The organism is Mesorhizobium qingshengii (assembly GCF_900103325.1).
GTDB lineage: Bacteria > Pseudomonadota > Alphaproteobacteria > Rhizobiales > Rhizobiaceae > Mesorhizobium > Mesorhizobium qingshengii.
On the sequence record NZ_FMXM01000005.1, the window covers coordinates 41,323 to 54,833 of the forward strand.

Here is a 13,511-nt window from a genome sequence, read left to right on the forward strand (position 1 = left end):
CTGGCAGAGCCTGTGCCTTAAATGATCATCGCGGCGAGGCCGCCGCAATGGCGGCCTGCAGCAGAACCCGCGCCCCGGTGACTGCATTGGCAGGCTCCACATATTCCGCCTCGTTGTGGCTAAGCCCGTCACGGCACGGCACGAAGATCATCGCGGCAGGCGCCACGCGGGCGATGAAAAGCGCGTCATGGAAGGCGCCCGATATCATCTGCTTGTGCGGCAGCCGCAGGGAACTGACGGCGTCCTCGATGATTTTGACCATATCGGGAGAGAATGCCGCCCCCGGCATGTCGAACGATCGCTTGATCGTTGCCGTGCAATGCTGAGCCTCTGCCTCCGCCGCGCAGACTTCGCGCACTTCGGCCTCGATGGCATCGAGCCGCTCCGGCTGTGGATGCCGCAGGTCTACCGTGAAGCTCACGGATTGCGGTATGGCGTTGATCGATCCCGGCTGAGCGGCGATCCGCCCGACCGTCAGTCGTGCGCTGGTGTCGAGCGGCATGATCGTCGTCTGCAGCCTGTGTATCGCGGCAATCGCGGCGACCATCGGATCCCTGCGGTAGGCAAGGCCGGTCGTACCGGCGTGGCCGGCAGTGCCCTCGATGGAAACTTCCAGCCAGCGCGTGCCCTGAACGGCAGTCACGACACCGATCGGCATCCGCTCCTTTTCGAGCGAGGGTCCCTGTTCTATATGCAGCTCGATGTAGCCTGATATCGGCATGCCGGTCGAACGAAGCCTCGCCTCCGGCAAGGCGGCGATCGTCGCCTCGAGCTCCGTTGCCAGGGACGCACCGTCGCTGCCGACAATCGATTTCCATGCGGCGGTGTCGGCGCCGGTGAATGCCATGGAACCCATGACGCCCGGTGCGAAGCGGCTGCCCTCTTCATTAGCCCAGGCAACGACCTCGATCGGTGCTTTGGTTTCAGCCTTCGCATCCTCCAGCGCCTCAAGCGCCTCGAAGGCGGAAAGCGTGCCAAGCGCGCCGTCGAAGCGCCCGCCCGTTGGCTGGCTGTCGAGGTGGCTGCCGATCAGAAGCGGGGGCAGCGTGGCATCCGAGCCCTCGCGGCGGATGAAGAGGTTCGCGATGCCGTCCTGAAAGATCGCGAAGCCGCGCTCTAGCGCCAGTTCCGCCAGCAGGCGCCGGGCGCTGCGATCCTCGACGCTGAACGCCTGCCGGTTGACACCCCCGGCGGGCGTCGCGCCGATCCGGGCGAACGCGTCGAGCCGTCCAAGCAGCCGCTCGCCATTGATCTCCGGCACCAAAGTCACCGATTGAGGCCGCGTATGAAGGCCTTCACCCGTTGCGGATCGACCTCGTTCCACCAGACGCCGTCATATTTCAGGGAGCTGGCAACGATGACGCCGTCGACAATGTCGAGGATGTCGTTGGCATTATCGGGCGTTACACCGCTGCCGACAAGCGTCGGAAGTCCGGCGGCGTCCTTGATCATCCTGATATAGCCGAGGTCGGCGGCGTGGCCGGTGCGCTGGCCTGTGGCGATCACCGCATCGGCATCGAAGAACACCAGATCCTTGACCTGTTCCTCGATCGGCCGGTCGCCGACGATCGCGTGGGCACCATGCTTGACATGGGCATCGGCGAAGATGCGGATGCCGTTGGCCCGAAGTTTTGCGCGGAAGCGCATGGCGCGAGCTGCCTCTCCCTCGATAAAACCCTCATTGGCGACATAGGCGTTGGCCCATTGATTGACGCGCACGAAGGATGCGCCGGAGGCGCTGGCGATCGACAGTGCGGGGATGGAAGCATTGGCGAGTACGTTGATGCCGATCGGCCGGCCGAATTCCCTGCGAATGCGATCGGAGACGACCGACATGTAGGCGGAGGTCTCGGGGCCGATGTCATCCGGTTTGGCAAAGGGCACGTCGCCGTGGTTTTCGACGATCACGCCGTCGCAACCGCCACTGAGATAGGCTTTGGCGTCGTCGAGGCCGCGCTGGTAGATGGCCTCGACCGCCTCGCCATCGTAACGGGGCGCGCCCGGCAGGGGTGCCAGGTGGACGACGCCGATCACCACCTTGCTTCTGCCGAAGATCGACTGCAGCGCGTCGTTTGCGACCTGTTTGGAGCCGATGGATTTGGGGGATTTTGTCATGCGGTTTCCGCTTCCGTCGTTTCCATGAGCGTTTTCATCTCCTGCCTATCGGGGCAGGATTCGAGAGTGCCGGCGCGTCCAACCGAGATGGCTGCGGCGCGTACCGCGATCCGCGCCGCCGTGGCGAGGTCGATGCCGGCCGCAAGGCAGCCGGCGAGGCAGCCGCAAAAGACATCGCCGGCGCCGCTGGTGTCTATCACAGCCACCCTGGGCGCCGCGATCCGGTCGATCCGTCCTTCGCCATCGGCGACGAGGCAGCCAAGCGCGCCCAGCGTCACGATAGCGGTGTCTGCGCCTTGACGGATTAGTTCGTGGGCTGCCGCGGCAGGATCACTGGCTCCGGTCAGTTGCTTCGCTTCGCCCGCATTGACAATAGCGACGCTGACGTCGCTCAAAATCGGTGCGTAGCCAGCGGCGAGGGGGCTCGGATTGAAGATCGTCATGGCTCCCGCGCCGCGCGCCGCCCGCAGGCAGGCTGTCGTTACATCCGGATCCAGATTGCCCTGCATCACCACGATGTCGCCGTGTTCGACCGATCGGACAAAACCACCGTCTGCCAACGGATCGAAGGCGGCGGCGCAACTGGCGCCGGTGACGATGAGGTTCTCGCCCCGCGCATCGACCATGACCGTCGATCGGTCGCTGGGCAACGGCAGCATCGTCAGATGGCTGGTGTCGAGGTCGCGGCTCAACTGCTCCCTTATCCATGCTCCGGCGGCATCGTTGCCGATCGCGGCATGGAAGCGGACATCGGCTCCGGTGCGCCCCGCGGCGACCGCCTGGTTCGCACCCTTGCCGCCAAGTCCGTCGGCATGTTCCGATGCGTTCAGCGTTTCGCCTGGTTGCGGAAACCGGTCCAGCCGAAACGTCGTATCAACGCAGACATTGCCGACGACATGGACGCGCATGGCTAATCCCTGGCCGTTGCCCAGCCCAGCATCTGTTCGAACAGTGTCTTGTAGCCATTCCAGGCGATGAAGCCGGGCGGCAGCCAGTGCGGGCCGACATCCGAGGTCCATGCGACGGTACGGCCCTTGCCATATTTGCCAGTCACTAGCAGAGGCAGCGAACGGTAGTCGGATGATACGGTAGCGAGAACTTCCGCACCGTCCTTGACCGTGACTTCGTTGAAGCCGAGCAGGATCGGCCAATCCTTGCCCAAGCCCTTGAGGATTGGATGGTTCTGCGGACCGACAACGACCGGCGCATAGCCTTCCGGAACCTCGACGCGGTCGTCCACCGGCAGGCACGTGACCGGCAGGACGTCCTCGACCGGCGTCTTGTGATAGCGCGCGCCGCCATTGATGCCCTGGAAGCTGTAATAGCCGCCGAACATCAACAGGCCGCCGCCATTGCCGACATAGTCGCGCAACAGGCGCAGCCGGTTCGGCGTCGGTTTGGAGTGGACCCAGGTGTCGGGGTGAAGCAGCAGCGTGTTGGCGCCGAGATCGGAAAGCACGACGGCATCATAGGCCGAAAGCGTCTCCATGGTCTGGGGGAAATTGCGCTGCGCCTCATGCGCCGGCATGAAAGTGACGTCGAACGGACTGTCCTTCAGCGCGGCCAGCAGTTCATCGGCCCCGGTGTGATAGGTCACGGTCGGAAACTGGTCGAAGCCCTTGATGTGGGTCGCGGTCGAGACCCAGGACTCGCCTGCGAGAAGAACCTTCTTCCTGGACATGTAAACTCCCTTGTTGCTTTTGAAGCCGCGGCTCAGAGGCCCTCGGCGAACACGGTCTTTGGGTTGTCGATGAGCATGCGGTCGATTGCCGACTGCTCGACACCATGGCGCTTCAGCCGCGGCACGAAATGCTTGAGGACGAAGCCGTAGCCGAAGCCGCCGAAGCGCGTCAGCATGATCTTCAAGAAGACGTCCTGCGACAGCAGAATCCGGTCGACCAGCCCCATGTCGATCAGCGAGCGGATCGCCTGCGCATTCTGCTCGTCGGAAGGCGATTGCGCGTCCTGGTCGGCATAGTAGAAATCCATGCCGATCATGTCGTATTCCAGGAAGGCGCCGCGCTCGGCAAGGCTTCTCTGGTAAGCCAGATCGTTGTGGCTCGGGTTCATATGGCAAAGCACCGTATGGCGGAGATCGGCGCCTTCCGCCTCCACCACGTCAAGCACGTCATGCGCCAGCCGTTCCCAGCCGGGCAGATGGATGGTCAGCGGCACGCCGGTGATTTTGGCCGCGCGCGCCGAAGCCCGCAGCGACTTGCGCTCCTCGTCGGTGAAATCCTTGCTGACGCCGACTTCGCCGATGATTCCGGCCATGATTTCGGGCTGCGTCGTCCCGCCGCCGACATCGTTGACCAGGAATTCGGTGACGTCGTCGACGTCCATCGCCTTCAACCATTCGGGGTGGGTGTGCTGCAGGTAGAAGCCTGTGCCCATGACGATCCGCAGTCCCGACGCGCGGGCGATGCGCGCCAGCTTCACCGGATCGCGGCCGATGCCGATATTGGTCGCATCGACCACGGTATGGCCGCCGAGCGCGCGGTATTTCGCCAGTTCCGAAAGCGCCAGGTCGCTGTCGTCGAGCGAGACGTTGTCGCGGTTCATGTAGGGGTTCATCCGCAGCTCGCCGATGATCTCCATGCTGACCGGCTGCTCGGCGATCTTCTTCTCGTCGGGATGACAGGGGCATTTCCACGATGTCGAGCCGTCGAGCAGGATATGCTCGTGCATCAGCGTCACGCCCATGTCGGCGATCGCGACCGGGCCGGTAACGGTCATCACGGTGCCGGAGCGAACACCGATCGGCGACCGTTCCCTTGGCTTGTCGTCGAACAGATGATCCATGTCAGCGGCTCCGCGCTGCGCCCTTGAACAGGCGGAAATTCAGCCAGATGGCAACGAGGATGATTGTGCCAGTGACGATCGGCGTCAGGAAGGGCGACATATGCGCAAGGATCAGGCCGTTGCCGATGACCGCGACGGTCAACGCGCCGAGCACGGTGCCGATGATCGTGCCGCGGCCGCCGAACAGGCTGGTGCCGCCAAGCACCACGGCGGCGATGACATCGAGTTCGAAGCCCTGGCCGGCATTGGATGAGCCGGAACCGAGCCGGGCCGCGAGAATGATGCCGGCCGACGCAGCCGCCATGCCCGACAGGATATAGACGAAGAGCGTCATGAAGCGCGTATCGACACCGGCGCGGCGCACGGCCTCGGCATTGGCACCGATGCCGGTCACATAACGGCCGAACGGCGTCTGGTTGAAAGCGAGATAGGCGACGATCAGGACGGCAAGGGCGAGCAGCGCCGGTACCGGCACACCGAGGAACCAGGCCCTGCCGATGTTGACGAAGAAGCTCGTCGGTTCCACCGGGATCGAATAGCCGCCGGTGATCAGCAGCGCCACGCCGCGGATGACGGAAAGACCGGCAAGCGTGACGATGAAGGCCGGTATGCGCTCATAGGCGATGAAGAAGCCCTGCAATGCGCCGATCGCGGCCCCGAGCGCCAGCATGGCGATGACGACCAGCGGCCACGGCAGGCCAGCCTGCAGCAGGACGGCCGACAGTGTCGCCGTGAGCGCCAGCACGGAGCCGACCGAGAGATCGATGCCGCCGGTGGTGATGACGAAGGTCATGGCTGCCGCGACGATCAGCAGCGGCGCCGACTGGCGCACGATGTTGAGCAGATTGGGTGTTGTCAGGAAGGAGCCGGTGATCAGTGAGAAGACCACGCAGACGACAATGAAGAACAGCGCAATGGAGACAACGCTGCCATTGGCTATCGCCACATCCTTCCAACTGCCCTTGCGGGCGCGTCTGGACGACGATGCGCCCATATCGGCCGACGGTGAGGTGACGTTCATGGCTGTACCCCCTCATCGCGGCTGGCGCGCGCCGAACGCGCGTTGAATTTTCGGCCGACGATCAGGTTGACGACCTCCTCGATGCTGGTGTCGCCGATCCTGCGTTCGGCCACGTTGCGGCCTTCGTACATGACCTGGATGCGGTCGCAGACCAGGAACAGGTCCTGCAGCCGGTGCGTGATGAGGATGACGCTGACGCCACGAGCGCTGACGGCGCGGATAAGCTCGAGGACCGCCTCGACTTCCGCCACCGCAAGCGCCGCCGTCGGTTCGTCCATGATCAGCACCGACGGATCGAAGGAGGCGGCGCGGCCGATGGCGATGGACTGGCGCTGTCCGCCGGATAGGTTTTCGACCTTGAGCCTGGTGTCGGCGATTACGATGCCGAGCCGGTCGAGCATATTACGCGTCTCGTCATGCATGCGCTTGTTGTCGAGAAAGGGGACGCCAAGAACGTGGCGGCGTGGTTCGCGGCCGAGGAAGAGATTGCCCGCCACATCCACCGTGTCGCAGAGCGAAAGGTCCTGGTAGACCATCTCCACCCGTGCGGCGCGGGCATCCGCCGGCGACGAAAAGGAAACGGCCTTGCCGTCGATCTCGATGGTCCCGGAATCCGGAATGACCGCACCGGATAGAACCTTGCTCAGGGTGGATTTGCCGGCGCCATTGTCGCCGACCAGGCCAAGCACCTCGCCGGGCTTCAGGTTCAGCGAAACATCGTCCAACGTCTGGATAGGGCCGTATCGTTTGGAAATACCGGTCATCCTGACGCGGTAGGTCTCGCCATCGCTCATCATGGTTCCAGTTCTCTAGGCGACTTGTTCAATCGGTCGCCGGGCCGCGCAGGCGACCATCAGGTCAATGCGCGGCCCGGCGGTCTGGGGAGGATATTACTTGAACATGTCCTTGAACTGGCCGACATTTTCCTTGGTCACGATGGTGATCGGAACATTGATGATCGGATCGATCTTCTCGCCCTTCTTGAGCTTGCCGAAGGCTTCGATGGCGGCCTTGCCTTCACCGGCCGGATCCTGCTGGACGACGGCGATCACCCAGCCTTCCTCGAGACCTTGCACCGCCGATTTGGTCAGGTCCCAGCCGAACACCTTGACGTCGCCAGTGCGGCCCTGGCTGGTGACGGCGGAAACCGCGCCGAGCAGAGCCGGCTCGCCGGTCGCGTAAAGCGTCGTCATGTCGGCATTGGCGGTCATCAGGTTTTCGGAGGCGGACAGGGCGACGTCCTGCACGTTCTGGCCATCGACCGTATCGAGGAAAGTGACCTTCTGGCCGCTGTCGGTAACGGCCTTCTTGAAGCCGTCGAGGCGCTGGTTCTGGATGAAAGAATTGAGTGCGCCGACGACGCCGATCTTGGCGGTTCCGTTCATCTTGGTCTTGACGTATTCGGCGTAGAACTTGCCGATATCCTCGCCGGCCTTGGTGTTGTCGACACCGACGAAAGCGACGTTGTCGCCATTGGGGATCTGCGCATCGATGGCGATGACCGGAATGCCGGCGGCCTTGGCCGCCGTGATCGCCGGCTTCACACCGTTGACATCGATGGCGACGAGTATGATGCCGTCGACCTTCTGGGTGATGTAGTTCTCGATCGCGTCGTTCTGCGCGCTCGGCACGTTGTTGGCGTTGAAGATGACGAGGTCGACGCCGGCAGCCTTTGCCGCGGCCGTCGCACCGTCATTGATCTGGTTGAAGAACAGAGCCTGCTGGTTGATGGTGACGAGCGCGTAGGTCTCGGCCATGGCGGAGGCAGAGCCGAGCGCGAGGGTCATGGCGATGGCTGCGGCGCAGCCTGAAAGGATCTTGGTAAGACGCATTCCGGTTCCCCTTGGTTTTGCGGAAAAGGCCCTTGATCGGGCTCACCTGGCGCTGAGCGCAAGGGTATAATTCAAGATACTTGATTTCTTGTCAAGTGACTTGAATTCGCGTCAACGAGAGGAAACGGGGGCTGGCCAGATCAGAATGTTGCCGGCGTATTCACCCAGAAAATGCTGGCGCGTTCGTCGCCGACATTGCGGTACCAGTGCGGCAGTTCGGAGTTGAAAACGAAGGAATCGCCAGCGGACAGACGAAACGTCTTCTCACCCACCATCAGTTCGATGGCGCCTTCCAGGAGATAGCCGACCTCCTCGCCCGCATGCCGGATCGGACCAGCGCTTTCACCGCCCGCCTCGATATGGTGGATATTGCACTGCAGGAGATGGCCCGGCGAATAAGGGATGACACGCTCGAGCGAAATGCCTTCGCCGCGCCGCAGCGGATCGAGCGCGATCAGCGGCCGCGCTCCAGCCCGAAAGACGATGCCTTCCTCGCCATCGGCCTCCTCGAACATCCAGCCGATATTGGTTCCGAGCACCTCGACAAGCCGATGAAGCATCGGAAGCGAAGGCGAGACCTTGCCGTTCTCGACCTTGGAAAGCAGGCTTTCAGAGCAGTTGGCAGCGGCGGCGAGCGCCTTCAGGGTCAGGCCTCGCGTCTGCCGGGAGAGCTTCAACCTTGTGCCGAGCCGCAAGAGGCTCGTGGCGGTCGAGCGCTCGTCGCCCTTGCTGTTGTGGGTATCGATCTTGTTCATTGGTGGGCGCGAACATCTCCGCTGGCTGGGCTGACTCGTAAAACCGATCCTGGGCGTTGTCCATCCTCATGAAAATCGGACAACGCGTCGGATCGGAACCACGGACCCAGTTCGGGGCGCCGCGCCCGCCTTTTCAACACTCGCGAGAGCGGCAGCCCCTCACGCCGGTTCGCGCTTCAGCGCCTGCGCCATGCAGTGGATGCCGCCGCCGGTCTTGGAGATTTCGCTCATGTCGACGGCCGCGACCTCGAAACCGCGCGCCTTGAGCTGACCGATCAGCGACTGGCTGGAGGTCGGCGCGATCACCCGGTCCTTGCCGAGCGACATGAAGTTGCAGCCGAGCGCCATCGTGTCCTGGAACGGCACATCGATGATCTCATGGCCTTTGCCCTTCAGCCAGTCGACGATGCCGGGCTCCGTGCAGGCGAGGCAGACGGCGGTCAGCTTTTCGGCGATTGGCACCACCATCAGGTCGATATGGACGTAATATTCGTCGATAAAGGCGATGCGGGTTTCCCAGCCCTCCTTGTCGAACCAGGCCTGCACCTGGCGGGCGCCTTCTTCCTGGGTGCGGGCGCCGCCGCAGCCGATCAGCACGACGCCGTCCTCGATGACGTTGAAGTCGCCGCCCTCGAAGGTGCCGGCCGTGACCATGTCGTAGATCGGGATGCCTAGCTTCTCATAGGTGCGGATCGCCGCGTAATTCTCGCCGCGCCGCCACCAGTTGGCCATCGCGGTGATGATGGCGCCATACGGCGTCATGACGCTGGAATCGCGCGAGTAGACCTGCATCGGCAATTCCGGCGTCGGCTCATGCCAATGGATGTTGACGCCGAAATGCTCGTAGGCGGCGACCAGATCCTTGTGCTGCGCCTGCGCGATCTGGACGTTGCAGGGCGCCTCGCGCAGATGCTTGCGCGAAAGCGAACTGGTCGACAGATGACGCAGGAAATTGGGCGAGCCGAGCAGCACGTCGGTCAAGACATCGGTCTCGTTGGCAAAGCCCCAGGCGGTCAGCGGCTTGGTGCCGCCGGCCGGGTTGCGGCGCTGCAGCGAAAACGGTTCTGCGACAATGCGGTCATGAACGGTCATGGGTTTCTCCTGATGGCGCGGCTTGGGGTGATTGATTGCTTGATCATTGATTGCTGGGGATCCACCAGTCGCGCCCGCGCGCGGTGGTGACATATTCCGGCCAGCGGAAGTTGATCGGCGGCTCGTAGTCGCAGAGCGGCGCGATCCAGTTCGCGCCGCCGACACCGCCGCCTGTGCGGGTGACGAACTCGTCCATTGCCGCATCGCGGGCGGTCTTGTCCTCGAGCAGGCGAAGTGCCGCCAGCGCGACCGTCTTCGCGGCGCAAAGGACCATCGGATCGATCGTTGCCGAAATGCCGCCCAGTGCATTCATCACCCAGGCCGGGTAGGGGACGCCACTTGCCGAACGCAGCGCCGGGCGCGCAACATAGAAACGCGCCGTCGGTGTATGCCAGCTCATATCGGTATAGTCGTCGGAGGTCGAATTGACCTGCGACGGCGGCAGGTCGCGGCGCAGGATCGCTTCCGCTTCCTTTGGTTCGATCAGCCGCTCCAGCTCGTCGATGAACGGGTTTTCGGTCGCCGTGCCGCCGGCATTGACCTGGATTTCGCGGGCGATCGCCATGGCGGCTTCGTCCCAATGCGGCGGCCCGACCGTTGAAAGCGCTCCATAGGCGATCTCGGCCATGGCGTGGTTGGCGAGCCCGGGCCGCGACTTCGACACCCAATGCCGCTCGGTGCGGCAGCCACTCATGCTGGCAGCCGCCTGCGCATTGCGGTCGAGGACGGCGGTGACCTGTTCGGCCATGGCGAGTGTCGGCACGCGGATCATGTACTGGATCTCGGCCAGACCCGCCGGCAGATTGTCGGCGGTTGCCTGCCCAGCGGTCAGGATCGCCTCGCTGATCGACCAGCCGCCCTGGTGCGGCAGCATGGAATCGCGCAGCGCCTTGGAGGCCATGTACATCATCATAAGCGCGTCGTTGGCACCGGGCGCCCTGACCGCCGAATGCGCCTGCGGGATCGGTGCGCCGTCGCCTGCCGCGCTTGCCCAATTCTCGGGCTCGTCGCAGATGAAGCGGTAGATCATCGCGTAGGCCGCACCGCAATGCGTGTCCCAGCGCGCCGTGTTGCAGAGCGGCAGCATGTAGAACGGGTGGAAGGAGATCATGCCGGCAAGGCCGTCATAATAACCCTTGGCGGCATGGATCGGCTTTGAGCCGCGCACCTTCTCGGCCGGCTCGCCGGTGAAGCGCAGGGTGCCTGCAATGCCATGCCGCTGCATCGCCGCCTTTGTGGCGAGCAGGCCGCCGAGGCTCGCCATGCCCAATCCCGAATGCGGATCGGTGTGGCCGCCCGCTTCAAAACCAAGGCCGGGCCGAGGCTGCTTCACGGTCACCGCGTCCTGGCAGTTGCCGGGCACCGCGTCATATTCGGCATACATGCCGATGGTCGGCCCGGCGCCATTCGTCCAGTGGGCGCAGAACGCGGTCGGCATGCCGCCGGAGCCTTCCTCGACGGCAAAGCCCTCGCGCTTCAATCGCTCCACATACCAGGCAGCGGATTGATACTCGCGCCATGCAGTCTCGCCGAAATCGAAAATGGTGCGCGTCCACGCCGACAGCAGCGGCTGGATGCCGTCGAGGCAGGCAAGTGCGGTCGCTTGCGCCGATGTCGTCACCGGTTTGTCCATCTCTCAAAGAAAGCAGTGAAGCGCTTCGCCAAAAAGTGATATGTTTTCCCGGTTCGTGCAAATTCGGTTCACCTCTTGAGAATTCCTTCGACGCAGGCGCTGCGCGCCCTCGACAGTTTCGCCCGCCATGGCAGTGTCTGGCGCGCCGCCGACGAACTGCACCTCACCCGCAGCGCGGTGAGCCACCAGTTGCGGCTGTTGGAGCGCGATCTCGGCTTCGATCTCCTGCAGCGCATTGGAAAAGGGGTGGCGCTGACGCCGCGCGGCCAGCGCTACGCAGCCGACGTCAGGAAGGCGCTTACCGTGCTCGGCGACGCGGGAGCGCAAAATAGCGGTGCCGGCGTCGGTGGTTCCTTCGCCATTTCCTGCCCACCGGGCTTCGCCTCGATGTTCCTGTGCAGCCATATCGGTGAGTTCCAGCAAATGTATCGGGACGTGGCGCTCTCGATCTTGACGCCTCGCCGCCTCGACGATGTCAGCAATCCGGAAGCCGACGCCTTCATCGCCTTTGGCGTTGGCAACTGGCCGAACAGGGCGGTGGAGCTGCTCTGCGAAGTCTCCTTCACGCCGCTCTGCAGCCCGACACTGCTCAATAAGGTGGGTGGATTTTCCAAACCCGCCGACGTGTTGCGCGCCAATCTGCTCCATCTCGGCGACACCGAGGACTGGGCGCGCTGGCTGGCGCTGTCAAAGGTGGAGAATCCCGATACCGAAGGCGGCATCTTCTTTTCCGACATGAACCTCGTCTTTTCGGCGGCGGTCGCCGGACAGGGTATTGCCATGGGCGACGAGCTGACCGGTCGCCGGGCGCTGAGCGAGGGTCGGCTGGTCAAGCCGTTTGAAACTTCGGTCCCCTCGCCACGCTCCTATTTCCTGGTCTTCGAGCATGCCAAGGCCAGCCATCCCGTGCTCAATGCCTTCAGCGACTGGCTAAGGGCAAAGCTGTTGGAGAACAGGCTAGCGACGTATTGAGCTGCCGATCTCGCCAGCGAAAGGGAAATCAGCCACTCCAACGGTGCACCCAAAAAACCGCCAGACGTGAATCAAATTTGCCGATGAGGCGAAAACTATTCGGTTGCGGTGAGCCTCCACCCTGCCTACGATTTCACTCAGGACTGAGGAAGAGGCAGGATGCAGCAACCCGGCCGGGCCGCAGAGATAAAGGCAATCGGGATCGGCAAGAGCTTCGGCTCGTTCCGAGCGCTGGACAATCTGTCGCTCGATATCGGCCGCGGCGAGTTTCTAACCCTGCTCGGGCCCTCCGGCTCGGGCAAGACCACCTTCCTGATGATCCTCGCCGGCTTCGTGCAGCCGAGCGACGGCCGCCTGTTCAGCGATGGCATAGACATCACCGAGCGTCCGGCCGAACAGCGTGCAGCCGGCATGGTGTTCCAGGGTTATGCGCTGTTCCCGCATATGAGCGTCGAAGCCAACATCGCCTTTCCGCTCAAGGTACGCAAGAAATCCGCGGCCGACATCAAGCGCCGTGTCGGCGAGATGATCGAGCGCGTCGGGCTGAACGGCCACGAGAAGAAACTTCCGGCGCAACTTTCAGGTGGCCAGCAGCAACGCGTCGCACTCGCCCGCGCGCTGGTGTTCGAACCGGGCGTGCTGTTGCTCGACGAGCCGTTTTCGGCGCTCGACAAGGGTTTGCGCGGCCAGATGCAGGCTGAGATGAAGCGGCTGCATCAGGAGACCGGCACCACCTTCGTCTTCGTCACCCACGACCAGAGCGAGGCCTTGGCACTGTCGTCGCGCGTCGCAATCTTCAATCATGGCGAATTGCTGCAAGTCGGCGCCCCCGACGAGGTCTATGATCGGCCGGCCAACCGGTTCGTCGCCGAGTTCCTCGGCGAGATCAACATGCTGCCGCTCAAGGGGATACGCAGCGCCGACGACGGCGCCACCGGTCTGTGCGAAGACCGCACCGTCAGCCTGCGCGGCAGCGCCAACGGCATCGGCAGCAACGCCATCCTGGCTATCCGACCCGAATACATGTCGATCGCCAGCGAGGCGGCAGCGGGCGAGAACGGGATTGCCGCGACAGCCACCAACTCGACCTATCTTGGCGCGGCAACACGCCTCGACCTGACGACGCGCCATGGCGCCAAGGTCACGGTGTCGGTGCCGAACGAGGTTGCCGCCGCCGCGCTCAGCAAGGGCAATTCCGTCTGGCTGACCTGGCCAGCGGAAAAAGGTTTCCTCCTTCCGGATGGAGGACGATGACGAACGGTGTGGCGAGACATTCGCGCCACCGCTTT

The 13,511-nt window shown here is 63.6% G+C and carries 13 protein-coding genes; 2 read left to right on the top strand and 11 right to left on the bottom strand.

All coding sequences use genetic code 11. The features are described 5' to 3' along the window. Positions 1-25: 25 nt before the first annotated feature. The 11 genes from BLS48_RS09205 to BLS48_RS09255 form a co-directional block, all read right to left on the bottom strand. Positions 26-1,270, bottom strand: a complete 1,245-nt coding sequence (locus BLS48_RS09205; protein WP_091577005.1) for a Zn-dependent hydrolase — start codon at positions 1,268-1,270, stop codon at positions 26-28. After that, entirely contained in the window at positions 1,267-2,115 is an 849-nt protein-coding gene (locus tag BLS48_RS09210; protein ID WP_091577007.1) for a BtpA/SgcQ family protein, read from the bottom strand. Before BLS48_RS09210 ends, BLS48_RS09205 begins: the two co-directional genes overlap by 4 nt. Next, entirely contained in the window at positions 2,112-3,023 is a 912-nt protein-coding gene (locus BLS48_RS09215; RefSeq protein ID WP_091577008.1) for a ribokinase, read from the bottom strand. The genes BLS48_RS09210 and BLS48_RS09215 overlap by 4 nt, the downstream gene beginning before the upstream one ends. A gap of 2 nt (positions 3,024-3,025) precedes the next feature. Further along, on the bottom strand, positions 3,026-3,796 hold the full coding sequence (locus BLS48_RS09220) for a glutamine amidotransferase (RefSeq protein WP_091577010.1): 771 nt from the start codon (positions 3,794-3,796) through the stop codon (positions 3,026-3,028). A gap of 32 nt (positions 3,797-3,828) precedes the next feature. Further along, positions 3,829-4,917 (bottom strand): phosphotriesterase family protein, encoded by a 1,089-nt coding sequence (locus tag BLS48_RS09225; RefSeq protein WP_091577012.1) that lies wholly within the window; start codon positions 4,915-4,917, stop codon positions 3,829-3,831. Between the two features lies 1 nt (position 4,918). After that, positions 4,919-5,938, bottom strand: coding sequence for an ABC transporter permease (locus BLS48_RS09230; RefSeq protein ID WP_091577013.1), 1,020 nt, complete (start codon positions 5,936-5,938; stop codon positions 4,919-4,921). Continuing rightward, positions 5,935-6,735 (bottom strand): ATP-binding cassette domain-containing protein, encoded by an 801-nt coding sequence (locus tag BLS48_RS09235; protein WP_425284667.1) that lies wholly within the window; start codon positions 6,733-6,735, stop codon positions 5,935-5,937. Before BLS48_RS09235 ends, BLS48_RS09230 begins: the two co-directional genes overlap by 4 nt. A 93-nt stretch (positions 6,736-6,828) precedes the next feature. Next, positions 6,829-7,770 carry an ABC transporter substrate-binding protein gene (locus BLS48_RS09240; protein WP_091577015.1) on the bottom strand — a complete coding sequence of 314 codons (942 nt, stop codon included), beginning with the start codon at positions 7,768-7,770 and terminating at the stop codon, positions 6,829-6,831. Between the two features lie 140 nt (positions 7,771-7,910). Continuing rightward, entirely contained in the window at positions 7,911-8,525 is a 615-nt protein-coding gene (locus BLS48_RS09245; protein WP_091577017.1) for a cupin domain-containing protein, read from the bottom strand. A gap of 159 nt (positions 8,526-8,684) precedes the next feature. Then, the gene (locus BLS48_RS09250; RefSeq protein ID WP_091577018.1) at positions 8,685-9,617 is read right to left on the bottom strand and encodes a dimethylarginine dimethylaminohydrolase family protein; all 933 of its coding nucleotides are present in this window, start codon (positions 9,615-9,617) and stop codon (positions 8,685-8,687) included. A gap of 43 nt (positions 9,618-9,660) precedes the next feature. After that, positions 9,661-11,250, bottom strand: coding sequence for an amidohydrolase (locus BLS48_RS09255; RefSeq protein WP_167365011.1), 1,590 nt, complete (start codon positions 11,248-11,250; stop codon positions 9,661-9,663). Positions 11,251-11,325: 75 nt separating this feature from the next. On the opposite strand from BLS48_RS09255, the gene BLS48_RS09260 reads away from it, so the two are divergent. Further along, the gene (locus BLS48_RS09260) at positions 11,326-12,222 is read left to right on the top strand and encodes a LysR substrate-binding domain-containing protein (protein ID WP_091577019.1); all 897 of its coding nucleotides are present in this window, start codon (positions 11,326-11,328) and stop codon (positions 12,220-12,222) included. A 159-nt stretch (positions 12,223-12,381) separates the two neighbouring features. Further along, entirely contained in the window at positions 12,382-13,476 is a 1,095-nt protein-coding gene (locus tag BLS48_RS09265; protein ID WP_091577021.1) for an ABC transporter ATP-binding protein, read from the top strand. Positions 13,477-13,511 lie beyond the last annotated feature (35 nt).